General features: G+C 70.0%; 22 protein-coding genes. 10 read left to right on the forward strand and 12 right to left on the reverse strand.

Going from position 1 to position 23,859, the window contains the following annotated elements:
- The first annotated feature begins 53 nt into the window (after window positions 1-53).
- Window positions 54-1,181, forward strand: coding sequence for an ABC transporter substrate-binding protein (locus tag ACODT0_RS25780; protein WP_489042626.1), 1,128 nt, complete (start codon window positions 54-56; stop codon window positions 1,179-1,181).
- A 34-nt stretch (window positions 1,182-1,215) separates the two neighbouring features.
- Here ACODT0_RS25780 and ACODT0_RS25785 read toward each other — a convergent pair whose 3' ends face one another.
- From ACODT0_RS25785 to ACODT0_RS25800, 4 genes are all read right to left on the reverse strand, one after another.
- The gene (locus ACODT0_RS25785; protein ID WP_413762137.1) at window positions 1,216-2,328 is read right to left on the reverse strand and encodes a M14 family metallopeptidase; all 1,113 of its coding nucleotides are present in this window, start codon (window positions 2,326-2,328) and stop codon (window positions 1,216-1,218) included.
- Complete coding sequence (locus ACODT0_RS25790; RefSeq protein WP_057592558.1) at window positions 2,325-3,527, reverse strand: M20 aminoacylase family protein; 1,203 nt, start codon at window positions 3,525-3,527, stop codon at window positions 2,325-2,327. The genes ACODT0_RS25785 and ACODT0_RS25790 overlap by 4 nt, the downstream gene beginning before the upstream one ends.
- Window positions 3,528-3,600: 73 nt before the next feature.
- Window positions 3,601-4,104, reverse strand: coding sequence for a deaminase (locus ACODT0_RS25795; RefSeq protein WP_422098304.1), 504 nt, complete (start codon window positions 4,102-4,104; stop codon window positions 3,601-3,603).
- 30 nt (window positions 4,105-4,134) lie between these two features.
- Window positions 4,135-5,466, reverse strand: coding sequence for a nucleobase:cation symporter-2 family protein (locus tag ACODT0_RS25800; RefSeq protein ID WP_489042627.1), 1,332 nt, complete (start codon window positions 5,464-5,466; stop codon window positions 4,135-4,137).
- Between the two features lie 109 nt (window positions 5,467-5,575).
- Between ACODT0_RS25800 and ACODT0_RS25805 the strand changes: the two genes are divergently transcribed.
- Genes ACODT0_RS25805 through ACODT0_RS25815 form a run of 3 tightly spaced genes read left to right on the forward strand, consistent with a single transcriptional unit; the run spans window position 5,576 to window position 8,969 of the window.
- Window positions 5,576-6,490: a LysR family transcriptional regulator gene (locus tag ACODT0_RS25805; RefSeq protein ID WP_057592561.1), complete on the forward strand. Its 915-nt coding sequence runs from the start codon at window positions 5,576-5,578 to the stop codon at window positions 6,488-6,490.
- A 35-nt stretch (window positions 6,491-6,525) separates the two neighbouring features.
- Entirely contained in the window at window positions 6,526-7,692 is a 1,167-nt protein-coding gene (gene argE, locus ACODT0_RS25810; RefSeq protein WP_489042628.1) for an acetylornithine deacetylase, read from the forward strand.
- A gap of 11 nt (window positions 7,693-7,703) precedes the next feature.
- A complete protein-coding gene (locus ACODT0_RS25815; RefSeq protein WP_489042629.1) occupies window positions 7,704-8,969 on the forward strand; it encodes a DUF445 domain-containing protein in 1,266 nt (421 codons plus the stop codon).
- Window positions 8,970-9,103: 134 nt separating this feature from the next.
- Here the strand turns inward: ACODT0_RS25815 and ACODT0_RS25820 are convergent, their stop codons facing one another.
- The gene (locus tag ACODT0_RS25820; RefSeq protein ID WP_057592596.1) at window positions 9,104-9,886 is read right to left on the reverse strand and encodes a type III pantothenate kinase; all 783 of its coding nucleotides are present in this window, start codon (window positions 9,884-9,886) and stop codon (window positions 9,104-9,106) included.
- 135 nt (window positions 9,887-10,021) lie between these two features.
- Here ACODT0_RS25820 and lysM point away from each other — a divergent pair, with 135 nt between their 5' ends.
- From lysM to ACODT0_RS25835, 3 genes are all read left to right on the forward strand, one after another.
- The gene (gene lysM / locus ACODT0_RS25825; protein WP_057592562.1) at window positions 10,022-10,486 is read left to right on the forward strand and encodes a peptidoglycan-binding protein LysM; all 465 of its coding nucleotides are present in this window, start codon (window positions 10,022-10,024) and stop codon (window positions 10,484-10,486) included.
- Window positions 10,487-10,613: 127 nt separating this feature from the next.
- Window positions 10,614-11,222 carry a nucleotidyltransferase domain-containing protein gene (locus ACODT0_RS25830; protein ID WP_489042630.1) on the forward strand — a complete coding sequence of 203 codons (609 nt, stop codon included), beginning with the start codon at window positions 10,614-10,616 and terminating at the stop codon, window positions 11,220-11,222.
- Entirely contained in the window at window positions 11,170-11,616 is a 447-nt protein-coding gene (locus ACODT0_RS25835; RefSeq protein ID WP_261212304.1) for a DNA-binding protein, read from the forward strand. The genes ACODT0_RS25830 and ACODT0_RS25835 overlap by 53 nt, the downstream gene beginning before the upstream one ends.
- A 4-nt stretch (window positions 11,617-11,620) precedes the next feature.
- On the opposite strand, the gene ACODT0_RS25840 is transcribed toward ACODT0_RS25835, so the two are convergent.
- Window positions 11,621-12,031 carry a rhodanese-like domain-containing protein gene (locus ACODT0_RS25840; protein ID WP_057592565.1) on the reverse strand — a complete coding sequence of 137 codons (411 nt, stop codon included), beginning with the start codon at window positions 12,029-12,031 and terminating at the stop codon, window positions 11,621-11,623.
- Between the two features lie 226 nt (window positions 12,032-12,257).
- On the opposite strand from ACODT0_RS25840, the gene ACODT0_RS25845 reads away from it, so the two are divergent.
- The 3 genes from ACODT0_RS25845 (at window position 12,258) to ACODT0_RS25855 (ending at window position 16,071) form a co-directional block, all read left to right on the forward strand.
- Window positions 12,258-13,373, forward strand: a complete 1,116-nt coding sequence (locus ACODT0_RS25845; protein ID WP_479671013.1) for a TRAP transporter substrate-binding protein — start codon at window positions 12,258-12,260, stop codon at window positions 13,371-13,373.
- A gap of 125 nt (window positions 13,374-13,498) precedes the next feature.
- Entirely contained in the window at window positions 13,499-14,128 is a 630-nt protein-coding gene (locus tag ACODT0_RS25850; RefSeq protein WP_057592567.1) for a TRAP transporter small permease subunit, read from the forward strand.
- Window positions 14,125-16,071, forward strand: coding sequence for a TRAP transporter large permease (locus ACODT0_RS25855; protein WP_057592568.1), 1,947 nt, complete (start codon window positions 14,125-14,127; stop codon window positions 16,069-16,071). The genes ACODT0_RS25850 and ACODT0_RS25855 overlap by 4 nt, the downstream gene beginning before the upstream one ends.
- Window positions 16,072-16,135: 64 nt before the next feature.
- Here ACODT0_RS25855 and ACODT0_RS25860 read toward each other — a convergent pair whose 3' ends face one another.
- The 6 genes from ACODT0_RS25860 to ACODT0_RS25885 form a co-directional block, all read right to left on the reverse strand.
- Window positions 16,136-17,104, reverse strand: a complete 969-nt coding sequence (locus ACODT0_RS25860) for a Bug family tripartite tricarboxylate transporter substrate binding protein (protein ID WP_489042631.1) — start codon at window positions 17,102-17,104, stop codon at window positions 16,136-16,138.
- A gap of 50 nt (window positions 17,105-17,154) precedes the next feature.
- Entirely contained in the window at window positions 17,155-18,162 is a 1,008-nt protein-coding gene (locus tag ACODT0_RS25865) for a hydroxymethylglutaryl-CoA lyase (RefSeq protein ID WP_489042632.1), read from the reverse strand.
- On the reverse strand, window positions 18,159-19,364 hold the full coding sequence (locus ACODT0_RS25870) for a CaiB/BaiF CoA transferase family protein (protein ID WP_208514023.1): 1,206 nt from the start codon (window positions 19,362-19,364) through the stop codon (window positions 18,159-18,161). The genes ACODT0_RS25865 and ACODT0_RS25870 overlap by 4 nt, the downstream gene beginning before the upstream one ends.
- A complete protein-coding gene (locus ACODT0_RS25875) occupies window positions 19,361-20,746 on the reverse strand; it encodes an MFS transporter (RefSeq protein ID WP_479671019.1) in 1,386 nt (461 codons plus the stop codon). The genes ACODT0_RS25870 and ACODT0_RS25875 overlap by 4 nt, the downstream gene beginning before the upstream one ends.
- Window positions 20,747-20,876: 130 nt before the next feature.
- Entirely contained in the window at window positions 20,877-21,770 is an 894-nt protein-coding gene (locus ACODT0_RS25880; protein ID WP_203203197.1) for a LysR family transcriptional regulator, read from the reverse strand.
- Between the two features lie 16 nt (window positions 21,771-21,786).
- Window positions 21,787-23,778 carry a PEP/pyruvate-binding domain-containing protein gene (locus tag ACODT0_RS25885; RefSeq protein ID WP_489042633.1) on the reverse strand — a complete coding sequence of 664 codons (1,992 nt, stop codon included), beginning with the start codon at window positions 23,776-23,778 and terminating at the stop codon, window positions 21,787-21,789.
- Between the last annotated feature and the right edge of the window lie 81 nt (window positions 23,779-23,859).

Genomic DNA, 23,859 nt, shown 5'->3' on the forward strand with positions numbered 1-23,859 from the left:
CGGGGCATGCACGGGGTCCGTCGCATGACGCATGACAGGAGGGGGTTTTCGCCATGATCAATCGCAGGCATTTCTCGCTGGCGGCCGGTGCCGCCACGCTCGGCGGTTTCGCCGCCGTCGCCCGGGCCCAGGGCGATGGCCCGATCGTGCTCGGCCAGTCGGCGCCGTTCACCGGCCCGGCGGCGCAGCTGGGCATCCAGTTCCACCAGGGTGCCAAGGTGTTCCTCGACGCCTACAACGCCCAGTCCGGCCGCCGCCCGGTGCAGATCAAGACGCTCGACGACGGCTACGAGCCCGAGCGCTGCGTCGCCAACACGCAGAAGCTGATCGACGAGGACGTGTTCGCGCTGTTCGGCTACATCGGCACGCCCACCAGCCTGGCGGCGCTGCCGCTGGCGGTGAAGGACAAGGTGCCGTTCGTGGCGCCCTTCACCGGCGCGATGGCGCTGCGCGAGCCCTTCCACAAGAACGTGTTCCACCTGCGCGCCTCGTACAACGACGAGACCGCGCTGATGGTCAGGCAGCTCACCCACCTGGGCCTGAAGAAGATCGCGGTGTTCCACCAGAACGACGCCTACGGCAAGGCCGGGCTCGACGGCGTGACGCTGGCGCTCGCCGAGCAGCAGCTCAAGCCGATCGCGCAGGCCACGGTGGAGCGCAACTCGGCCGAGGTGGCGCCGGCCGTGAAGACGCTGCTGGCGGCGCGGCCCGACGCGGTGGTTCAGGTCGGCGCCTACAAGGCCTGCGCGGCCTTCATCCGCGAGGCGCGCAAGGCCGGCTTCGGCGGCACCTTCTTCAACCTCTCGTTCGTCGGCACCCAGGCGCTGTCGGACGAGCTCGGCAAGGAGGCCGCGGGCGTGCTCGTGACCCAGGTCGTGCCCTCGCCCTACAGCCAGGCCAACGCGATCGCGCGCGAGTTCACCGAGGCGGTGCGCAAGGCCGGCAACGGCGCCAGCGCCAATTTCTCGAGCCTCGAGGGCTATCTCGCGGCCAAGGTGCTGGTCGAGGGCCTGCGCAAGGCGCCCGGCAAGCTGTCGCGCGAGGGGCTGATCACCGGCCTCGAGAGCATCGACCGGCTGCAGCTCGGCGGCTTCGAGGTCTCGTTCTCGGCGAAGAACCACGTGGGCTCGAAGTTCGTCGAGCTCTCGATGCTCACGGGCGACGGCAAGGTGCGGACCTGAAGCGGGTCCGCCCGGTCCGCCCGGTTCGGGCGGCTCAGCGCCCGCTGAGCCCGTCGGCGGCCTGGAACATGGCCTGCCGCGCCTGGCTCACGATCTGGCCGCGCCAGGCATCGGTGTCGGTGTAGAAGGCCTCGAGCGTGCGCCGGCGGATCGCGTCCGACAGGTCGGCCGGCGCCTCGGGATGGCGATGCAGCCAGTGGTCGCCGCGCAGCGCGGTCAGCACGTCGAGCACCGGCACCGTGCCGTACTCCATCGCGATGCCCGTGTACTCGGCCTGCGGGCATTCGTCGTAGACGGCATCCCACATCAGGCCGCGCAGCAGCGCCGAGGTCGAGGAGCCGTCGTAGATCGAGGTGACGGGCGCCGCGTCGGCCTGGCCGGCACCGTTGCCCCACCAGGCGTTGGCGCGCTCGTAGGCGATCTTGTCGTCGCGGCAGGCGAAGATGCGCTCGCCGATGCCGTTCGGGCCCAGGCCGGTGTGCAGGTCGATCCAGGCCAGCCGACGCGTGCGACGCGTGTGGCGGCGCAGCACGGCGCGGATCATCCGGTGGCTCCAGGTCGGGGCCTTGCCGCCGAAGAACAGGCCGTCCTCGAACTGGTACTGGCCGCCGCTCACCGCGGTCTGGTAGGCACCGATGCCGTTCTTCTCGATCCAGGCCTGGACCGCGGCCTGGTTCTCGGCCGTGGGCGGCCAGGTGTCAGGCACCAGCAGCGCATGCAGCTCGGCATAGGCGGCATTGACCGGCAACGGCTGCGTGAAGTCGACGAAGTTGCGGTTCAGGTCGACGTTCTCCTGCGTCACGCGGCGGCCGAACGAGAAGCCGTGCGGATTGAGCGCATGCACGTAGAGCACCGCCACGCCGGCCGAGCGCGCCTTCTCGCGCCACTCGGCGTCGTGCAGCGCGAACACCTGCACGCCGCTGCCGCAGTGGCCTTCCACGCCGTGGCAGCCGCTGCTGAGGATCAGCAGCCGGTCGGCGTCGGGCGCGCCGTCGAAGGCCACGTCGCACGAGAGTTCCTCGCCGTCGCGCCCGCGCATCGGCAGCAGGTGGGGTTCCACGGTCAGGCCCGCGCTCAGGCAGGCCTGCAGGAATTTCTGGCGCGCCTGCGCATAGCGCGGCGCGAAAGCCTCGCCGATGCCGATCATTTCTGCACGGCGCCGGTGGCGAGGAACTGCTCGGCGATCTGCACCCAGCAGGTGGCGCCCAGCGGGATCAGGTCGTCGTTGAAGTCGTAGCTGGCGTTGTGCAGCGTGCACGGGCCCTCGCCGTGGTGCACGTCGCGGTGCGCGCCGTCGCCGTTGCCGATGAAGGCATAGGCGCCGGGCTTGGCCTGCAGCATGAAGGCGAAGTCCTCCGAGGTCATGGCGGCTTCCTGCTTGAGCACGTTCTCGGGACCGACGATGCCGCCCATCACGCGGCGCGCGAAGTCGGCCTCGGCCTCGGTGTTGATGGTGGGCGGGTAGTAGCGCTCGAAGCGGAACTCGCAGGTGGCGTCGTGCGCCGCGCAGATGTGGTCGCAGATCTGCTTCATGCGCGCCTCGATCATGTCGAGCACCTCGAGCGAGAAGGTGCGCACCGTGCCCGACAGCTCGCAGTTGTCGGGGATCACGTTGTTGGTTTCGCCGGCATGGATGGTGGTGACCGAGATCACGGCCGAGTCGGTCGGCTTCATCTTGCGCGTGAGGATGGTCTGGAAGGCCTGAACGATCTCGCAGGCGATCGGCACCGGGTCGATGCCGGTCTGCGGCAGCGCCGCATGGCCGCCCTTGCCCACCACGTTGACGTAGAACTTGTTGCCCGAGGCCATCACCGGGCCCGGGCTCACCGCGAACTGGCCGGCCTTCATGCCGGGCCAGTTGTGCATGCCGAACACGGCGTCCATCGGGAACTGCTCGAACAGCCCCTCCTTGATCATCTCGCGCGCGCCGCCGCCACCCTCCTCGGCCGGCTGGAAGATCAGGTAGACGGTGCCGTCGAAGTTGCGGTGCTTCGCCAGATGCTGCGCCGCGGCAAGCAGCATCGCCGTGTGCCCGTCGTGGCCGCAGGCGTGCATCTTGCCGTGGTGCTTGCTCGCATGCGCGAAGGTGTTGAGCTCGGTGACCGGCAGCGCATCCATGTCGGCACGCAGGCCGACCGCGCGGTTGCTGGTGCCGTTCTTGACGATGCCCACCACGCCGGTCGTGCCGAGGCCGCGGTGGATCGGGATGCCCCATTCGGTGAGCTTGCCCGCGACCACGTCGGCGGTGCGGACTTCTTCGAAGCAGAGTTCGGGGTGGGCGTGGAGGTCACGTCGGACGGCGGCGATGCCGGCCGCCTGCGTGACGAGCGAATCGATGAGTTTCATGGCTTGCTCTCAAAACGCCAGTCTATCCACTAAGCCATTTCCGGGCACGCCGGAAAACACCGATCCACGGGCTTCAGTGGCCGTCGGTCCAGAAGCCATGGTGCGGCGCGGCGGCCTCGTCCTCGAGCAGCGGTCCGATCACTTCGATGCGGCGCTGGCCGCGCACGAAAACCTCGCGGCAGGGCAGCGAAAAGGTCGGGTTTTCCGGATGGTCGCCCGTGAGGCCGAGCAGTGCGTGCTCCGACAGCGCATAGACCACGCGGCCGATGTTCGTCCAGTAGATCGCGCCGGCGCACATGCAGCAGGGCTCGGCGCTGGTGTAGAGCGTGCAGCGCGCGAGCGCTTCGGGCGCGAGCAGCCGCGCCGCCTGCGCGGCCGCGACCAGCTCGGCATGCTGCGTGGGATCGCCCTCGGGCGGCATCGAGTTGTTGCCGGCCGTGACGACGACCTCGCCATGCTCGTTCGCCACCAGCGCGGCGAAGGGATGGCGGCCGCGGGCTTTCGATTCCTCGGACAGCGCGATCGTCATGCGCAGCAGTTCGAGGTCGCGCGCAGAGAGGGAGGGAGGTGTGTTCATGTCGGTCGAATTCATTGTGAAGGTCTGGGATCAGTGCGTCGCGGCCGCCGGCGCTTCCTGCTCGGCGGCACCGCGGTTGAGCAGCAGGTTCAGCAGCACCGCCGTGATCGCGGCCAGGAAGATGCCGCTCTCGAGCACCAGCTTGAGCGGCCCGGCGGCCTGCGCGAACAGCGCCGGGAACGACATCGGCAGCACGCCCACGCTGACCGACACCGCCACCACGATCGCATTGCGCGTGCCTTCGAAGCGCACGCGCGAGAGTTCCTGGATGCCCGCCACCGTGGTCATGCCGAACATCACGATCGCGCAGCCGCCGAGCACCGGCCGCGGCACCGAGGCGATCAGGGCACCGAGCTTGGGAAACAGCCCCATGAGCACCATGATCGTGCCGGCCGAGGCCACCACGTAGCGGCTCCTGATGCCCGACAGCGCGATCAGCCCGGTGTTCTGCGTGAAGGCGTTGTACGGAAAGCTGTTGAAGACGCCGCCGATCATGGTCGACAGCCCGTCGGCGCGGAAGGCGTTGCCGAGCGTGGCCGGCGTCGCGGGGCGGCCGACGATCTGGCCGATGGCCAGGCAGTTGCCGGTGGTCTCGGCCATGATGACCATCATCGCGAGCGTCATGATCAGGATCGGTGCCAGCCCGAACGCGGGCAGGCCGAAGGCGAAGGGCGCGCTGAATTCGAACCATGCCGCGTGGCCCACCTGCGCGAAATCGGTGAGCCCGAAGACCGCAGCAATCGCCGTGCCCGCCACCAGCCCGAGCAGCACCGCGAGGTTGCCGACGAAGCCGCCGAAGCGCGCATAGATGCCCAGCGTGATGGCGACGGTGGCGAGGCCCAGCAGCAGGTTCGGCGCGCTGCCGAAGTCGGGCGCGTCGGGGTTGCCGCCGCCGAGCCAGATCGCGGCGGCCGGCATCAGCGAGATGCCGATCACGGTGATCAGGCTGCCGATCACCACCGGCGGGAAGAAGCGCAGCAGCCGGCTGATGGCCGGTGCCAGCAGCACCGTGATCGCGCCGCCCGCGATGACGGCGCCGAACACGTGCGGCAGCCCGTATTCCTTGCCGATCATGATCATCGGCGCCAGCGCGATGAACGAGCAGGCCTGCACCAGCGGCAGCCGCGCGCCGAACTTCCAGAAGCCCAGGGTCTGGATCAGGGTGGCGATGCCCGAGGTCAGCAGGTTGGCGTTGATCAGGGTCACGACCTGCGCGGGCGTGAGGCCGAGCGCGCCGCCCAGGATCAGCGGCACCGCCACCGCGCCCGCGTAGAGCACCAGCACGTGCTGCAGGCCGTAGCTGGCCATCTGCTGCGGGGGCAGCACTTCGTCCACGGGGTGGACGCCGGAAGAAGGGGTCATCGAAAAGTCTCCGCGTTGGTGTTGTGGGTCGGGTCGCGGCCGGATGATCGATTTCCTCCGTCATGGGTCAAAGTTAATATCAATCGTTTTTTTCGATGGAAGACGGACCGTGCGCTATTCGCTGGACCAACTCGAGACCTTGGCGGCCGTGGCGCGCGCCGGTTCCTTCTCGGCGGCGGCGCGCCAGCTCGGCAAGACGCAGTCGACCGTGAGCGCGGCCATCGGCAACCTCGAGGTCGACCTCGGCGTGGCGCTGTTCGACCGCGCGACCAAGATCCCCGCGCTGACCGAGGCCGGCCGCCGCCTGCTGCGCGAGGCCCATGGCGTGCTCGACCGCTGCCTCGCGCTCGAGGGCCATGCGCAAAGCCTCGCCGACGCGGTCGAGCCCAGCCTCACGCTGGCGATCGAGATTCCCTACAACGTGCTGATGCCGGTGTTCTCGGCCTTCGCCGAGCGCTTCCCGCACGTCGACCTCGAGGTGCGGCATCCGCTGCACGGCGACGTCAGCGTGCTGGTGCGCCAGGGCGAGGCGCAGCTGGGCATCGGCTTCGCGCAGCCCGGCTATGCGCGCGAGTTGGCGTTCGTGCAGATGGGCAAGCTGGTGATGGCGCACGTCGCGGCGCGCACGCATCCGCTCGCGGCCCTGCCCACGGTGAGCTTCGGCGAGCTGCACCGGCACCGCCGGCTCGCCTTCAGCGCGCACAGCGAGCGGCTGCCCACCACCGAGTACCTCGACGCCACGCGCTGCTGGCGCGCCGAGAGCTACCTCGCGCTGCTCGAGATGACGCACGCGGGCCTGGGCTGGGCCACGCTGCCGCGCCTGCTGGTGCGGCGCGAACTGGCCGCGGGCGAGCTGGTCGAGCTGCAGCTCGAGGCCTACCCGCACACCGACTGGCTGCTGGGCGTCGACCTGCTGTGGAACAAGGCGCGCCCGCTGGGCCGGGCGGGCGGCTGGCTGCGCGACGAGCTCGCGCGCCTCAAGGTGTCGGAGACCGACAGCGGCGGCCATCCGACCGCTTTCTGAAGCCTCCGGTGCCGAGTTCCGGGACAATGCGCCGCATGTCCCTCACGCTTTCCCCCCGCAGCCTGGAACTGGCCCAGGCCCTGGTGCGCATGAACACCATCAGCGCCAACAGCAACCTCCAGCTGATCGAGCTGGCCCAGTCGCATCTCGCGGCCCTGGGCGTCAAGAGCCGCATCACCTACAACGCCGAACGCACCAAGGCGAACCTGTTCGCCACGCTGGGCGAGGGCAAGCCGGCCGGCGTGATCGTCTCGGGCCACACCGACACGGTGCCCTGGGACGGCCAGGACTGGAGCGTCGACCCGCTCTCGGCCACGGTGCGCGACGGGCGCCTGTACGGCCGCGGCTCGGCCGACATGAAGAGCTTCATCGCGGTGGCGCTGGCCAACGCCGAGCGCTTTCTCGCGAGCGAGGCGCCCTTCGCGGTGCACTTCGCCTTCAGCTACGAGGAGGAGATCGGCTGCTTCGGCGTGAAGGAGCTGATCGCCGACATGCGCGACGCGGGCATCAAGCCGCTGGCCTGCATCGTGGGCGAACCCACGAGCATGGTGCCGGCCATCGCGCACAAGGGCGTGTACCGCTACCGGTGCTGCGTGCGCGGCAAGGAAGCGCACTCCTCACTCACGCCGAAGTCGGTCAACGCCATCGAGATGGCCGCGCGCGTGATCGGCAAGGTGCGCGACATGGCCGAGGGCTTCGAGCGCGAAGAGCCGCGCTACGAGGGCTTCGACGTGCCCTTCAGCACCGCCAGCGTGGGCCAGTTCCACGGCGGCATCGCCGACAACGTGGTGCCGCGCGACGCCGAGTTCCGCTACGAGTTCCGCGACCTGCCGACCGCCGACGCGAAGCGCATGCAACAGGAGGTGCTGGCCTATGCGGGCTCGCTCGAGCCGGCGATGAAGAAGGTCGCGCCCGATGCCGGCTTCAGCTTCGACACCATCTGCGAGATCCCGAGCTTCCTCGGCAGCGCCAATGACGCGATCACCAAGCTGGCCCAGCGGCTCTCGGGCGAGGAGCGCACCACGCTGGTGGCCTTCGGCACCGAGGCGGGCCTGTTCAAGAACGCCGGCATCCCCACCGTGGTGTGCGGCCCCGGCAGCATCGAGCAGGCGCACCAGCCCGACGAGTACGTGAGCCTCGAGCAGCTCGCACGCTGCGAACTCTTCATGCACCGCCTGGCGTCCTCGCCGGCCATCGGCTGAACAGGCGCTCGTTGACGACCCCGGCGGCCGAGGGCGACGACGCGCTGCGGCGCATGAAGCGCGTGGCGCTGGGCCTGCTGTGCGCCGCCGCGGCGCTCTATGCGGTCGCCACGGTGCTGCACGACTGGCATCCGGTGTTCGGCTACCTCGCGGCCTTCGCCGAGGCCGCGATGGTCGGCGCCATCGCCGACTGGTTCGCGGTGGTGGCGCTGTTCCGCCATCCGCTGGGGCTGCCGATCCCGCACACCGCGATCATCCCGAGCAACAAGGACCGCATCGGCGCCAAGCTCGCGGGCTTCATCTGCAACAACTTCCTGAGCACCGCGCAGGTGCTCGCGAAGCTGCGCGAGTTCGATCCGGCCGGCCGCATGGCCGAATGGCTCGCGCGGCCGGCCAGCGGCGAGCGGCTCGGCGAATGGGGCGTGGCGGCCACGCGCTACGGGCTCTCGGCCTTCGACGACGCGCGCGTGCGCGACTTCATCGGCAAGGCCGCCGCGGCCGGGCTCGAGAAGATCGACCTGTCGCAGCTCATGGGTCAGACGCTGGGCGCGCTGACCGCGGGCGGGCGCCACCAGGCGCTGCTCGACGGGGTGCTCGAACAGATCGCGGGCGTGCTCGACGGCGAGGAGGTGCAGGCGCACATCACGGAGGCGATCGCGCGCGAGATCAAGACGCTGCGCTTCGTCGGCCTCGACCAGGTGGCGGCGCGCCTGGCCACGCGCAAGATCGTGGCGGCCGTGGCCCACACCATCGCCGAGCTCGCGGCCGAGCCCGAACACCCCATGCGGCGGCGCTTCGATCATTTCGTCGACGACTTCATCGTGCGGCTGCAGCACGACCCCGAGTTCCATGCGCGCGGCGAGCGCATCCGTGCCGAGCTGATCGCGCACCCGGCGCTGGGCGACTACCTGCACGGGCTGTGGGGCGAGCTGCTGGCCTGGCTGCACGAGGACCTCGGCCGCGGCGATTCGACGATCCGCCGGCGCATCGCCTCGATGGCCGCCGCGCTCGGCCAGCGCCTGCAGGGCGACGAGGCGATCCGGCGCTGGATCAACGAGCAGATCGAGGCCGCGGCGCCGCTCGCGATCGAGCGCTACCGCGAGGACATCCGGCGCTACATCGTGGAGCGCGTGGCGCAGTGGAACACCGAGGAGATGACGGCCGAACTCGAGCGCAACATCGGGCGCGACCTGCAGTTCATCCGCGTCAACGGCACGCTGGTGGGCGGGCTCGTGGGGCTGCTCATCCACGCGGCGACGCAGCTGCTGCGCGCCTGAGCGGCGAGCCTCAGAAGGTGTGAAGGAACCGTCGCGAGCGCCCCGAGGTCGCGTCGAGGACCGGAGCCGTACTGACGTACGGCGAGGACCGCAGATGCGAGATCGGGGTGCGCAGCAGGTTCATTCACACCTTCTCAGCCGGCGCGCTGCTGCGCGATCACCAGCAGCCCGTCCATGATCAGGCTCTCGACCAGCTCGAAGTGGCCGTTCATCACGGGCGCCATCTTCCAGCCCGCGCCGCCGGTCATGTAGCAGGCCGGCTCGGCGCCGCAGTGCGAGCGCACGTGCTGCACCATGCGCTCGACCGCGCCGGCGATGGCGTAGGTGCCGCCGCTGGTCAGCGCGTCGCTGGTGTTGGTGGGGAATTCGCGCACCTCGCCGGTGGGCACGTGCAGGCCCGCGGTGCCCGACTCGAGCGCGCGCAGCATGATGCCGTGGCCCGGCAGGATCAGGCCGCCGAGGAACTTGCCGTCGGCATCGACGGCCTCGACGGTGACCGCGGTGCCGATCAGCACCACCACCATCGGCCGCGGCGCGCCTTCGCCGAGCATGCGGTGGCGCGCGCCGATCATGGCGACCCAGCGGTCGGCGCCGAGGCGCGTGGGATGGTCGTAGCCGTTGACGATGCCGGCCTCGGCGAGGCTGGGCATGACCCAGCGTGGCGTGCAGTCGAAGCGCTCAACCACCTGCTCCTCGGCACGGCGGCGCAGTGCGTCGCCGGCCACGACGCAGCCGAGCATGCTCGACGGCGATGGAAGATCGGCCCAGGGGCCGTCGGCGAGCCGCTCGATGTGATCGAGGAACTCGGCACCCTGCGCCAGCAGGGCGGCGCCGGGGCGAGCCGCATCGTAGAGCGCCCACTTGAGGCGCGTGTTGCCGATGTCGATCGCGAGGAAGGGAGCGGTGGCTGCGGACATGCGCGGCATTATTGCGACTTTGTGACTATTCCTGCTGTCGCGGTGTTGTCGGTCGCGGTCCGGGACTACGCGGGGCGCCCATGGCGCGCCGCTACATTCGCGGATTCCATCGACCACCCGATCAAGGAGAGAACCATGGGATTGCTGAGTTTCATCAAGGAAGCGGGCGAGAAGCTGTTCGGCGGCTCGTCGGCCCAGGCGGCCGAACCCGATGCCAACGACAAGGCCGCGGCCGCCATCAAGACCTACATCGAGACGCAGAACCTCGGCCTCACGAACCTCGTCGTGACCTATGTCGCGAGCACCGGCATCGTGACGCTCGCGGGCAATGCGCCCTCGCAGGAAGCCAGCGAGAAAGCCTCGCTCGCGGCCGGCAACGTGGCCAACGTGACGAGCGTGGAGAACAACCTGGTCGCCCCCGCCGCACCACCCGCGCAGTACCACGACGTGGTCAAGGGCGACACGCTGTCGGCCATCTCCAAGAAGTACTACGGCGACGCCAACAAGTACAACGCGATCTTCGAGGCCAACAAGCCGATGCTGTCGCATCCGGACAAGATCTATCCGGGGCAGAAGCTGCGGATTCCGCCGTTGAACTGATCTTTCGCGACTCGTACAGGAAAAGGCCTGCGGCTTGCCCGCGGGCCTTTTTACTTGGGCTCGACGACTTGCCGAATGTCGCCTCAATAGCAACAATCGTCGCCCAATGAGCAACGATTCTTCCTTGATGGACCTGCTGTTCCCCGCCGCGCGGCAGCGCGTGCTGGCGGTGCTGCTGCTGCAGCCGCAGTCCGCATTCCATCTGCGCGAACTGGCGCGCCTGACCGACAGCCATGCGGGCACGCTCGCGCGCGAGGTGGACAAGCTGGCGCGCACCGGCCTGCTCAAGCGCAGCGAACAAGGCAACCAGGTGCGCTACAACGCCGACACCCGCCATCCCCTGTTCGAGGACCTCGCGGCGATGTTTCGCAAGACACATGGCGTGGTGCCTGCCGTGCGCGAAGCGCTGGCACCGCTGGATGCGCAGATCCGGTTCGCGCTGGTGTTCGGCTCGATCGCGCGCGGCACGCCGTCTCCGGGCAGCGACGTGGACCTGCTCGTGCTGGGCAGCGTCGACTTCATGACGCTCGCGCAGGCGGTGTTCCCCCTGCACGCGACGCTGGGCCGCGAAGTGAACACGGTGCTCTACACAACCGAGGAATTTGCACGGCGCGCACGCGCCGGCGATGCCTTCGCACGCGACATACTCGCCAAACCCAAACTGCTCGTGAAGGGAGGAGCGGATGAGCTTGCAGAACTTGCAGGCGATCGGGCGGCTGCAGGTCCATCAGTCTGACGCCGCGGGCATCGCCAAGCTGCTTCAGGCGGCGCGTCGCAACCTGGCCGACGCGCATGTCGCACAGGTCAGCACCGACAACCGCTTCGATGCGGCCTACAAGTGCATCATGCAATGCGCGATGCTGGGCCTGTGGGCCAATGGCTACCGCACGGCCACCAGCCAACCGGGCCATCACCAGACGGCCATCCAGAGCCTGGGGCTGACGATCGGCGTGGCGCAACCGGACATCATCGTGCTCGATGCGCTGCGCCGGCAACGCAACGTGAGCGACTACGAGGGCGACCCGATCTCCAATGCCGCGCTCCAGGCCTGCATCGACCAGGCCGCGCAATTGCTGGCCGGTGCCGAGGGTTGGCTGCGCGCCCACCGGCCCGATCTGCTGCCCCCTTAGCAGCTCAGTTCTGCTTCCAGGGCAGCCCCCGCTTGCGCCACCCCCCAATAAAACCCCGGTGCCCGTTCTCGTCCGGATTCCCCTCGAACCCCTCGAGGATGTTGTAAGCCTCCACCCCCAGCTCCGTCGCCCGCTTCGCCGCCGCGATCGAACGCACGCCGCTGCGGCACAGCAGCACCACTTTCTTCCCGCCCTCGCCAGCCGCGCGCACGCCCTCGTCGAAGCCCGGGTTCAGCGCCATCCCCGGCCACTGCTTCCACGCCAGCGGCACCGCGCCCGGCACGAAGCCGACCCACTCGCGCTCGGCGTCGGTGCGCACGTCGACCAGCACGGCCTCGCCGCTGGCCATCCATTGCGCCGCCTGTTCGGGCGTCACGTCGCCGGCATAGCCTTTTTCACCCACGGGTTCGGTCATCTTCTGCATTCCTTCCAATTCGTTCGATGGCAAGAGGGTTCCCACGAAGCGGCGGCCATCTTTACCGGTCCCGGTGGCCGCCGGATGGTGGAATTTTTCACCGGTTCGTGAAAACCCTGTTTGTCGTGTTTTGCTGCGCGCCAAAGATGGCGGCTTGGGCCTGTCAACCATAACTCCAAGACGGCGGCCTGGGATTTCCCCAGTCAGACCTATGGAGAGAGACAACATGACAGACAGCAAACCGACCCGCCGTCGCAGCCTGCTCAAGGGCGCCGCGGTGGCCGCGGGCGCCATGTCGGCGCCGATGGTCGCCATGGCCCAGACCACCACCCTGCGCTTCCAGAGCACCTGGCCGGCCAAGGACATCTTCCACGAGTACGCGCAGGACTACGCCAAGAAGGTCAACGACATGGCCGGCAGCCGCCTCAAGATCGAGGTGCTGCCCGCGGGCTCGGTGGTGCCGGCCTTCCAGCTGCTCGACGCCGTCGCCAAGGGCACGCTCGACGGCGGCCATGGCGTGGTCGCCTACTGGTACGGCAAGAACTCCGCGCTCGCGCTCTGGGGTTCGGGCCCGGGCTACGGCATGGACGCCAACATGATCCTGGCCTGGCACACCTACGGCGGCGGCAAGGCGCTGATGGACGAGATCTACAAGAGCCTCAACCTCGACGTGGCCTCGTACCTCTACGGCCCGATGCCGACGCAGCCGCTGGGCTGGTTCAAGAAGCCGGTGGCCAAGGCCGAGGACATGAAGGGCCTGAAGTTCCGCACCGTGGGCCTCGCGGTCGACGTGTTCACCGACATGGGCGCGGCCGTGAACCCGCTGCCCGGCGGCGAGATCGTGCCCGCGCTCGACCGCGGCCTGATCGACGCGGCCGAGTTCAACAACGCCTCGAGCGACCGCGTGCTGGGCTTCCCCGACGTGGCCAAGAACTGCATGCTGCAGAGCTTCCACCAGTGCGGCGAGCAGTTCGAGGTGCTGTGGAACGGCCCCAAGCTGCGCGCGCTGCCGCCCGAGCTCAAGGCCGTGATCGAGTACGCGACCCAGGCCGCGAGCGCCGACATGAGCTGGAAGGCGATCGACCGCAATTCCAAGGACTACGAGGAACTCAAGAAGAGCGGCATCAAGTTCTACAAGACGCCCGACTCGGTGCTGCGCGCGCAGCTCGCCTCGTGGGACAAGACCATCGCGAAGAAATCGGCCGAGAACCCGCTGTTCAAGAAGGTGCTCGACTCGCAGCGCGCCTTCGCCGAGCGCGCGGGCCAGTGGCAGAACGACTACTCGGTCGATTTCAAGATGGCCTACAACCACTACTTCGGACGGCAGGCGAAGAAGACCTGAGCGGGTCTTCCGGCCAGAGAAAGAACGCGAGGGCACCCCGAGGCGGGTGCCCTCTTCTCATTCCCGATTTCGCCCGGCGCGGGCCGCGCACGACGCGCGCCGCGCCCGGCGAGGAGTTCGTCCCGATGCAATCCTTCCTGTTGGCGGTCGACCGGTTCTCGACGTGGATCGGCAAGACTTTCGCCTGGTGTGCCCTGCTGCTCACGCTGCTGATCAGCTGGGAGGTGTTCTCGCGCTACGTGCTCAACCGGCCGCATGCCTGGGTGCTCGACGCGCAGATCATGCTCTACGGCGCCATGTTCATGACCGCCGGGGCCTACACGCTCTCGAAGAACGGCCACGTGCGCGGCGACGTGCTCTACGGCTTCTTCATGCCGCGCACGCAGGCGCTGGTCGACCTGGTGCTCTACATCGTCTTCTTCCTGCCCGGCATCGTCGCGCTGACCTGGGCCGGCTGGATCTACGCGAGCGAGGCGCTCGCGATCCGCGAGCAGACCTTCTCGGCCGAGCCGCTGCCGCTGTACCCGTTCAAGTTCATCATCCCGCTCGCGGGCTTCACGCTGCTCCTGCAGGGCATCGTCGAGATCATCCGCTGCGTGCAGTGCATCCGCGACGGCGCCTGGCCCTCGCGCGAGCAGGACGTCGAGGAGGTCGACGTCGAGAAGCTCAAGGAGATGGTGCACGTGAAGGACGCCGACATCGCCGCGCTCGACCGCGTGGTGGTCGCCAACGAGGCACGGGAGGGCGCGCGATGAAGATCCGCCGCGAACTCTGGTTCGGCCTCACCTTCATGGCGCTGATCGTGATCGCCGGCGCCGCCATGCTGCTGAGCGCCGAGACCATCACCAACGGCCACCTGGGCCTCTTGATGCTGTCGCTCGTGGTGGTGGCGATCATGCTGGGCTTCCCCACCGCCTTCACGCTGATGGGCATGGGCATGCTCTTCACCTTCCTGGCCTACGAGCGCGACTGGCATCGCACGCTCGACCTGATGGTGCAGTCGGCCTACAAGACCATGGCCAACGACGTGCTGATCGCCGTGCCGCTGTTCGTCTTCATGGGCTACCTGGTCGAGCGCGCCAACCTGATCGAGTCGCTGTTCAAGAGCCTGCACCTCGCGCTCGCGCGGCTGCCGGGCGCGCTCGCGGTCGCCACGCTCGTGACCTGCACCATCTTCGCGACCGCCACCGGCATCGTCGGCGCGGTGGTCACGCTGATGGGCCTCTTGGCGCTGCCCGCGATGCTGCGCGGCGGCTACAGCGTGCCGCTGGCCGCGGGCGCGATCACGGCGGGCGGCTGCCTCGGCATCCTGATACCGCCCTCGGTGCTGCTGATCGTCTATGGCGCCACCGCCGGCGTGTCGGTGGTGCAGCTCTACGCGGGCGCCTTCTTCCCGGGCCTGATGCTGGCCGGCCTCTACGTGCTCTACGTGATCCTGATCGCGAAGCTCAAGCCGCAGTGGGCACCGCCGCTGTCGGCCGCCGAGCGCGTGGTGCCGCTGCCGCCGCTGACGCAGCGGATCGCCGCCAGCCCGTCGGCGCATGCGCTGCTGGGCCTGCTCAAGGGCAAGCGCAATGCCGAGGTGCCGCTCTCGCACGTGCTCAGGCAGCTCGGCATCGTGGCGCTGCCCGCCGTCGTCTATGCGCTGCTGGCGCTGGGCAGCTACAAGGCCGTGACCACGGTCGAGGCCGAGGCGCGCTACGACATCGAGGAGATCGGTGCATCTCGAAGCAGCAGCAGCGGCGCCAGCTCGAGCGGCTTGCAGGAACCTCCCGCCGAAGGTGGCCTGCAGGAGCCGCCGAGCGAAGGCGGACTGCAGGAACCGCCGGGCGAGGAGCCCGCGGCCGGCGCCGTCGCCGAACCGCCGGGCGCCGAAGCACCACCGGCGGCGCCCGCGCCCGCCGCCGAGACCGCGCAGACCGCGCCGGCCGGTGCCACCACCAAGCCGCCGCCCACCTGGTGGGTCGCGACCTTCTCGGTGCTGGGCGCGCTCACGGCGCTGTTCTACCTGTTCCTGAGCTTCGCGCGGCTCGAGATCTTCAAGATGCTGCTGGCCTCCTTCTTCCCGCTGGTGCTGCTGATCCTCTCGGTGCTGGGCTCGATCGTGATGGGCCTGGCCACGCCCACCGAGGCCGCGGCCATGGGCGCGCTCGGCGGCATGCTGCTGGCGGCGGCCTACCGGCGGCTCAACCTCGCGGTGCTCAAGGAGTCGGTGTTCCTCACCGCCAAGACCTCGGCGATGGTGTGCTGGCTGTTCGTGGGCTCGGCCATTTTCTCGGCCGCCTTCGCGCTGCTCGGCGGCCAGGCGCTGGTCGAGGAATGGGTGCTGAGCATGAACCTCACGAAGGTGCAGTTCCTGCTGCTGAGCCAGGTGATCATCTTCCTGCTCGGCTGGCCGCTCGAGTGGACCGAGATCATCGTGATCTTCATGCCGATCTTCATCCCGCTGCTCGACAACTTCGGCGTCGATCCGCTGTTCTTCGGCCTGCTGGTGGCGCTGAACCTGCAGACCGCCTTCCTGTCGCCGCCAGTGGCGATGGCGGCCTTCTACCTCAAGGGCGTGAGCCCGCCGCATGTCACGCTGAACCAGATCTTCCTCGGCATGCTGCCCTTCATGGGCATCCAGATCCTCGCGATCTTCCTGCTCTACATGTGGCCGCAGATCGGCCTGTGGCTGCCGCAGCTGCTTTACAAGTGAAAACGACGGCGGAGGGGAAACGCATGGCGGCGGCCGACCACCGGCCGCCGCCATGCGCGCGGTCTCACTCGCCCTCGATCTTCGCGGCCTCGACCACCTTGCCCCAGCGCAGGTACTCGGCCTTGCTGTAGTCGGCGAGCTTCTGCGGGTTCATGTAGTCGGCCGTGGCGCCGAGCTCGGCGGCCTTCTGCTGGAAGGCCGGCGTGGCCACCACCTTGGCGATCTCGGCGCTGAGCTTGTCGATCACGGGCTGCGGCGTCTTCGCGGGCGCGAACACCGCGAACCACGAGGTCGCGTCGAGGTTCGGCAGCCCGACCTCGGCCGCGGTCGGCACGTTCGGCAGCGAGGCCACGCGCGCCTTGCCGGTGACGGCCACCGCGCGCAGCTTGCCCGACTGGATGAAGGGCATGAACGGCGGCGGCGTGCCGAAGGTCATGTCGACCTGCGCGCCCAGCAGGTCCTGCAGCGCCGGGCCGGTGCCCTTGTAGGGGATGTGCGTGAGCTGGATGCCGGCCTGCTGCTCGAGCATGGCGCCGGTCACGTGCTGCAGCGAGCCCGGGCCCGAGGAGGCATAGGTCAGCTTGCCGGGGTTGGCCTTGGCATAGGCGATCAGCTCGGCCATGTTCTTGACCGGCAGGCCCTCGCGCACCACCACCACCTGCGGCGCGCTCAGCACGTTGGCCACGGCGCGGAAGTCCTCGGGCACCCATTGCGCCTTCTGCTTCGTGACGTGGGGCGAGATCACGTGGTAGCCCGAGTACTGCATCAGCAGCGTGTGGCCGTCGGCCTCGGCGCGCTTGACCGCCACCGCCGCGATCACGCCGCTGGCGCCGCCGCGGTTGTCGACCACCACCGGCTGGCCCAGCGCCTTGCCCAGCGGGTCGGCGAGCATGCGCCCGGCGATGTCGGTGGTGCCGCCGGCGGCCGTGGGCACCAGCATCGTGATCGGCTTGAAGGGATAGGTCTGGGCCAGGGCCGGGCCGGCGAGCAGCGCGGCCGCGGCCAGCGCGGCGATGAAGCGAAGGGGTTGCATGCGAATGTCTCCTGGTCTTGTGGATGAAAGGGAAGGGAAGCGAAGCGGTCTCAGTGCGCGCGCGCGGCCTCGCGCGCCAGCGCGCGTTCGCGCGTGGCCTCGAAGTCCGCGGGCGGCGCATGCAGGTCGAGCCGGCGGCCGGCCTTGACGATCTGGCTCGGGATGTCGTGGCCGATCAGCGCCGGCAGCCGGCGCGCGGCATCGATCACGCGCGCGAGGTCGACGCCGGTGTCCCAGCCCGAGAGCTCGAGCGCATGCACGATCTCCTCGCTGCAGACATTGCCGGTGGCGCCCGGCGCATAGGGGCAGCCGCCGATGCCGCCGATCGAGGCATCGAAGCGGCGCGCGCCGGCGTCGATGCCGGCCAGCACGTTGGCCAGCCCCATGCCGCGCGTGTTGTGGAAGTGCAGCGTGAGCTCGGTGCCGGGCCAGCGCTGCAGGAAGGCGCGCGCGAGCCCGTGCACCTGGCCGGGCCAGGCCATGCCCGTGGTGTCGCACAGCGTAACGCCGCCGGCGCCGAGCTCCTCGACGAAGCGCTCGCACCAGCCGAGCACGCCGGCCTCGGGCACGTCGCCCTCGATCGGACAGCCGAAGCTGCACGACAGCGAGACATTGACCGCCACGCCGGCCTGGCGCGCGAGCGCCGCCACCTCGGCCAGCGCGCGGAACGACTGCTCGCGCATCATGCGCAGGTTGGCGAGGTTGTGGCTCTCGCTGGCCGACATCACGAGGTTCATCTCGTCCACGCGCGCATCGATCGCGCGCTCGGCGCCGCGCACGTTGGGCACCAGCGCGGTGTAGGCCACGCCGTCCACGCGCTCGATCTCGCGCAGCACCACCTCGGCGTCGCGCAGCGCGGGAATGGCCTGCGGCGAGACGAAGGCCGAGACCTCGATCTTCGCCATGCCCGCGCGCGAGAGCGCGTTGCACAGCGCGATCTTGTCCCCGGTCGGCACGAAGGCCGCCTCGACCTGCAGGCCGTCGCGCAGGCCCACCTCGCACATCCGCACGCGGCGATCGCCGTCGAATGTTCTTCCGTTCCAGACCACGTCGTTCATGCAACCACCTTCCTGCCGCGCAAGGCGGCGATGTCTTCCGATGTGAATCCGATCTCGCCGAGCACCGCGTCGGTGTCGTCGCCCAGCCGCGGCGCCGAGGAGCGCACCGTGCCCGGCGTGCCCATGAGCTTGGGCACCACGCCGGGCACCTCGATCTCGTGGCCGTCGCGCGTGGACTGGCGCAGCAGCATCTCGCGCGCGCGGTAGTGCGGGTCCTCGGCGATGTCCTTCGCGGTGTAGACCTTGCCCGCGGGCACGCGCGCCGCGCCGAGGACCTCGAGCACCGTCGCCACCGATTGCGGCAGCGTCCAGGCCTCGATCGCCTGGTCGATCTCGGCCACGCGCGCCACGCGGCCCGCGTTGTTCGCGAGCGCGGGATCGGCGCCGAGGTCGTCGCGGCCGATGCTCTGCATGAGCCGGCGGAAGATGCTGTCGCCGTTGCCCGCGATCAGCACGTAGCCGTCGGCGCAGCGGTAGGCGTTCGAGGGCGCGATGCCCGGCAGCGCGCTGCCCGCGGCCTCGCGCACCGCGCCGAAGGCGCTGTACTCGGGCACCAGGCTCTCCATCACGTTGAACACCGCCTCGTTGAGCGCCACGTCGATGACCTGGCCCTGGCCGCCGTTGACCTTGCGGTGGTAGAGCGCGGTCAGCACGCCGATGGTGCCGTGCAGCGCGGCCAGCGTGTCGCCGATCGAGATGCCGCAGCGCACCGGCACCCGGCCCGGTTCGCCCGTGAGGTGGCGCAGCCCGCCCATGGCCTCGCCGATGGCGCCGAAGCCCGGCAGGTCGCGGTAGGGGCCGGTCTGGCCGTAGCCCGAGATGCGCAGCATCACCAGGCCCGGGTTGCGCTCGCGCAGCACCTCGTAGCCCATGCCCCAGCCCTCGAGCGTGCCGGGGCGGAAGTTCTCGATCAGCACGTCGGCCTCGGCGATCAGCCGGCGCGCGATCTGCTGGCCCTCCTCGCTGCGCAGGTCGAGCGCCAGCGAGCGCTTGTTGCGCGACTGCACCTGCCACCAGACCGAAGTGCCGTCCTGCAGCAGGCGCCAGTTGCGCAGCGGGTCGCCGCTGCCGGGCGGCTCGATCTTGATCACGTCGGCGCCGAATTCGCCGAGCGTCTTGCCGGCGAAGGGGCCGGCGATCAGCTGGCCCATCTCGATGACGCGCAGGCCTTGCAGCGCGCCGGGACTCAGGGGAAGGTTCATGGCTTGGAGGCTTTCTCGGCGAAGGCGACGGCGGACGCATGCAGCGCGCCGCTCGCGGGGGAACGTGAAGCGGCCGATGGACGCGGCTCGCGCCGGCGCAGCGATTCGGGCAGCGCGAAGGCCAGCAGCGCCGCGCACAGCAGCGCCAGCGCGCCGATGACGTAGAGCGCGGGCGTGGTGCTGCCGCTCAGGTCCTTGATGCGGCCCACCATCACCGGGCTCACGATGCCGCCGAGCTGGCCCAGCGTGTTGATCAGCGCGATGCCGCCGGCCGCGGCGGCCCCGCTCACCAGCTTGGGCGGCAGCGCCCAGAAGGCCGGGATCGAGGCGATCACGCCCGCGCCCATCACGGCCAGCGCGAGCACCAGCAGGTCGGTGTGGTGGTCGAACAGGCCGGCCGCGAAGAAGCCGATGGCCGCGAGCAGCAGCAGCGCGATCACGAAGCGGCGGCGCTCGCCGCTGCGGTCCGACAGCCGCCCGACCACCACCATCGCGATCGCGCCGCACAGGTAGGGCACGGCCGTCAGCAGGCCGATCGCCGTGGGATCGGTGCTGCCCGAGGCGCGGATCAGGTGCGGAGCCCAGAAGTTCAGGCCATAGGACGCGACCTGGATCAGGAAGTAGATCAGCCCGAGCATGAGGAAGCCCGGCGTCTTCAGCGCATCGAGCAGCGAGCCGTGGGCGCCGGCCGCGCCGCCCTGCTCGGCGATGCGCTGCGACAGGCGCGTGCGCTCGCCGGGCGTGAGCCAGCGCGCGTCTTCGATGCGGTCGTCGAGCCGCACGAACACCAGCAGGCCGAGCACGATGCACGGCAGCCCGCCGACCAGGAACAGCCAGTGCCAGCCGGCCATGCCGAGCAGGCCGTCGAAGTGCGCGAGCACCAGGCCCGCGGCGGGCGCGCCGAACAGGCCCGCGAAGGCCGAGGCCAGGAACAGCATCGAGGTGATGCGGCCGCGGTGCGCGGCGGGGAACCACAGCGTGAGGTAGAACAGCACGCCGGGCGCGAAGCCCGCTTCCATCGCGCCGATCACGAAGCGCAGCGCATAGAACTGCCACTCGGTCTGCACGAACATCATGAGCGCGGTGGCTACGCCCCACGAGACCATGATGCGCGCGATCCAGCGCCGCGCGCCGACCTTGTAGAGCATCAGGTTGCTCGGCACCTCGAACAGCACGTAGCCGACCACGAACAGGCCGGCACCGAAGCCGTAGGCGGTGTCGCTCAGGCCCAGGTCGCTCTGCAGCGCGAACTTGGCGAAGCTGATGTTGATGCGGTCGAAGAAGGCGAAGAGATAGCACACCATGATGAGCGGCATGATTCGCCACGCGACCTTGCGCACGATGGCGCCGTCGTCGTCGAGGAGGGAGGTGGGGGTAGCCATGGGAGCCTTTGTCTGCGCGGCTCGCCAGCACGACGCCGCATTCGTTGCCCGGATTCTGGGCAGCGCGGCCGCGCGGGAGAACGACAAAGGCGAGCACGCAGCTTTCGCGGAACGCGAAAGCGCCCGAGGGTTAACCCTGGCAGAGGTGGTCGATCAGGGTGCGCACGTGGCGCGGCACCACGCCGGCGTCGCGCAGGCCGATCAGCAGCCGGCGCTCGGCCCAGGCGTCGTCGAGCGCGATCTCGCGCAGGCCCATCGAGCGCAGGTGCGGCTGGATCGCCGCGTGCGGCAGCACGGCCACGCCCATGCCGGCCGCCACCATCTGGCACACGGCATCGAAGCTGCGCACCTGGATGCGCAGCCGCAGCCGCCGGCCCAGCGCCTCGGCCGCGGCCTGCAGCCGCTGCGCGAGCGAGGTCTCGGCCGGCAGGCTCACGAAGTCGTACTCGGTCGCCTCCTCGAGCCGCACGCTGCGCCGGCGCGCCAGCGGATGGCCGCGCGGCACCACCATCACCAGCCGGTCGACGCGGTAGTTGACGAGGTGCAGTCCGAGGCTCGGCGTGCCCTCCGCGAAGATGCCCGCGTCGGCGCGGCCGTCGAGCACCGCGAGCACGATCTCGCTGCTGTTGCGTTCCTCGAGCTCGATGCGGATGCCGGGATTGGCCGCCACGAAGCCCGACAGCCCGCGCGGCAGGAACTGCGTGACGGCCGAGGTGTTGACCCACAGCCGCACCACGCCGAGCACGCCCGAGGCGTAGTCGGACAGGTCGGCCGCGAGCTGGTCGACGTCGTCGAGGATGCGCTGCGCATGGCGGTGCAGCGCATCGCCCGCGACCGTGAGCGTGACGCCGCGCGAATGGCGCTCGAGCAGCGGCGTGCCCACGGCCGCCTCGAGGTCGGAGATGCGCTTGCTGGCCGCGCCCACCGCGAGGTGCGCGAGCTCGGCGCCCTTGCTGATGCTGCCGGTGCGCACCACCAGGTTGAACAGCGACAGCGAGACCAGGTCGAGGCGGTGCAGGTTCATGGCGCCGGTCCCTGCTTCAGCGGCGGCGCTCGACGTAGGGCCGCGCCTGCAGCAGCACGATGCGCTCGCCCACGGTGGCCCATTCGATGTCCTGGTCGACGCCGCCGAAGCCGCGCTTGACCGCCGCGCCGACGTTCGCGAGCCGCACCACGAGTTCGTCGGTCAGCACGCTGCGGCCGGCCTCCAGCGGCACCTCCTTCACGCCACCGTCCTTGTCGAGCTGCAGCGCGCTGTCCTCGGCCGAACGGCTCAGCACCTGGATCGCCTTCGACCAGCTCGAGTACATGAGCTGCTCGGCCACGCGCCGGCCCTCGACCACGCGGATGCCGATGCCGCGCTTGGCCGAGATGTAGGTGACGTGCGGATGGCCGGCGTCGAAGGGATCGCGCGTGATCATCACGCCCGCGCTGGTGGCATCGATCGCGGTCTGCACGAACACGCCCATCAGCACCGACTCGGCGCCGAAGCCCGCGGCGCCGCGCGCCTCCCAGGCCTCGGCATTGAAGACCGAGGCCCAGACCTTCTTCACCGCGAGCTCGAGCGCGTCGCCGCTCTTCACGTTGGGCACGGTGGTGTAGAGGCCGGCGCCGCTGAAGCCCGGCAGGTCCTCGGAGTTGGACGAGCTGCGCACGAACACGCCGCCGCCGCCGAGCTGCGACTGCCAGGCCGCGCGCCACGCGGCCGCGGTGGCGGGATCGACCGGCCACTGCACGATCTCGGCGCGCAGCGCCTCGAGCGCGCGCTGGCGCACCAGCGGGTCGGCCGCGAAGCCCGGCGCCTGCTGCATGCGCGCGATGCGCTCGGCCAGGCCGTTGGCGCGCATGAAGCGGTCGTAGTGCGCGAACGGAATGCAGTAGCCGTCGGGCACGCTGGTCGACGGTATGCGCGCGGCCTGCAGCGCGCCGAGGTTGGCCGCCTTCACGCCGCACTGCGCGCTGTTGCGGGCGCGCAGCGAAGCCAGCGGCAGCAGCCGCGCTTCGCGCAGGTCGGGCCGCACGGCCGCAGCGCCACCCGGCGCTGCGCTGCCGCGGCCCATGGCGGCCGTGCGCGCGGCGCGCGTGGGCAGCGCCGCGATCTCCTCGGGCGTGAGCGGGCGCACCTGGTAGCCCGAGGCCGCGACCTTGAGCGCCACCCACTGGCCCGCATGCGCGCGCAGCACCTCGGCCGCGTCGCGCACGTAGGCGTTGGGAATGCCCCAGCCCTTGGCCAGCAGGTTGACGTGCGACAGCGCCGTGGACGGCCGCTCGGTCAGCACGCCCGCCACCGGCGGCAGCGCGATCGGCACCTGGCGCAGCACCGCGATGTCCTCGGGCAGCAGCGCATTGACCGCGCCCTCGTCCTCGACGATGCGCACCCGGCCGCTGGCGGTGCCGAGGTTCATCGGCAGGTAGGGCTGCTCGCGGATCAGCGCCTCCTGCGTCACGAAGTCGACGCCGGCCTCGTGTGCCACGCGCTCGTGCAGCGTGGAGTTGGTCTTGAACTTCACGGGCGCGAAGAAGCTGGCCTTCACCGCGCGGTCGGCCTCGCGCAGCAGCGGCGCGGTGAGGCGGTCGCCTTCCCAGAATTCATAGCCGAAGCCCGAGACGTTCTGCTGCCAGCTCAGCGTGCCGAACAGGAAGCGGCGGTCGGGCACGAGGTAGTTGCGATCGATCTCGCGCTTGCCCGCGTGGGGCGCCAGGCCGGTGTCGCGCACGAAGCGCACGTGCAGCTGCCAGCGCGGCGTGTCGAGGTAGTACACGCGCGGCGCCGGCTTCGCGCGCCGGTCGATCACGAACAGCACATGCGGCAGCGCCATCGGCGTGCCGGCGTCGTAGGTGCGCGCGAGCGCGTCGAAGTCGGCGCGGCTGGCGAGCGCGGGCAGCGACGAGGCGCCGCCCGCGGGGCGCACGGGCGAGGCCGTGCTGCCGGCCGGCACGATCGATGCGGCCTCGGGCTCGCGCTTCTGCGCGTCGTAGAACGAGGGCTTGCGCGCGAGCTGCGCGGCGGCCGGCACGGCCAACGCGGCCATGGCGCAGCACGCGAGGATCGCGGGCAGACGCTTGCGGGCCGGGCGCGGCCGAACGAGGCAGTGTCTTTCCATTCTTCTTTT

The sequence above is a fragment of the Variovorax sp. FG153 genome (genome assembly GCF_057809595.1).

Coding starts and splice junctions, on each gene's coding strand:
- ACODT0_RS25780 (WP_489042626.1), top strand. CDS start 54: ATGATCAATCGCAGGCATTTCTCGCTGGCGGCCGGTGCCGCCACGCTC.
- ACODT0_RS25785 (WP_413762137.1), bottom strand. CDS start 2,328: ATGATCGGCATCGGCGAGGCTTTCGCGCCGCGCTATGCGCAGGCGCGC.
- ACODT0_RS25790 (WP_057592558.1), bottom strand. CDS start 3,527: ATGAAACTCATCGATTCGCTCGTCACGCAGGCGGCCGGCATCGCCGCC.
- ACODT0_RS25795 (WP_422098304.1), bottom strand. CDS start 4,104: ATGAACACACCTCCCTCCCTCTCTGCGCGCGACCTCGAACTGCTGCGC.
- ACODT0_RS25800 (WP_489042627.1), bottom strand. CDS start 5,466: ATGACCCCTTCTTCCGGCGTCCACCCCGTGGACGAAGTGCTGCCCCCG.
- argE (WP_489042628.1), top strand. CDS start 6,526: ATGTCCCTCACGCTTTCCCCCCGCAGCCTGGAACTGGCCCAGGCCCTG.
- ACODT0_RS25820 (WP_057592596.1), bottom strand. CDS start 9,886: ATGTCCGCAGCCACCGCTCCCTTCCTCGCGATCGACATCGGCAACACG.
- lysM (WP_057592562.1), top strand. CDS start 10,022: ATGGGATTGCTGAGTTTCATCAAGGAAGCGGGCGAGAAGCTGTTCGGC.
- ACODT0_RS25830 (WP_489042630.1), top strand. CDS start 10,614: ATGGACCTGCTGTTCCCCGCCGCGCGGCAGCGCGTGCTGGCGGTGCTG.
- ACODT0_RS25835 (WP_261212304.1), top strand. CDS start 11,170: ATGAGCTTGCAGAACTTGCAGGCGATCGGGCGGCTGCAGGTCCATCAG.
- ACODT0_RS25840 (WP_057592565.1), bottom strand. CDS start 12,031: ATGACCGAACCCGTGGGTGAAAAAGGCTATGCCGGCGACGTGACGCCC.
- ACODT0_RS25845 (WP_479671013.1), top strand. CDS start 12,258: ATGACAGACAGCAAACCGACCCGCCGTCGCAGCCTGCTCAAGGGCGCC.
- ACODT0_RS25850 (WP_057592567.1), top strand. CDS start 13,499: ATGCAATCCTTCCTGTTGGCGGTCGACCGGTTCTCGACGTGGATCGGC.
- ACODT0_RS25855 (WP_057592568.1), top strand. CDS start 14,125: ATGAAGATCCGCCGCGAACTCTGGTTCGGCCTCACCTTCATGGCGCTG.
- ACODT0_RS25860 (WP_489042631.1), bottom strand. CDS start 17,104: ATGCAACCCCTTCGCTTCATCGCCGCGCTGGCCGCGGCCGCGCTGCTC.
- ACODT0_RS25865 (WP_489042632.1), bottom strand. CDS start 18,162: ATGAACGACGTGGTCTGGAACGGAAGAACATTCGACGGCGATCGCCGC.
- ACODT0_RS25870 (WP_208514023.1), bottom strand. CDS start 19,364: ATGAACCTTCCCCTGAGTCCCGGCGCGCTGCAAGGCCTGCGCGTCATC.
- ACODT0_RS25875 (WP_479671019.1), bottom strand. CDS start 20,746: ATGGCTACCCCCACCTCCCTCCTCGACGACGACGGCGCCATCGTGCGC.
- ACODT0_RS25880 (WP_203203197.1), bottom strand. CDS start 21,770: ATGAACCTGCACCGCCTCGACCTGGTCTCGCTGTCGCTGTTCAACCTG.
- ACODT0_RS25885 (WP_489042633.1), bottom strand. CDS start 23,778: ATGGCCGCGTTGGCCGTGCCGGCCGCCGCGCAGCTCGCGCGCAAGCCC.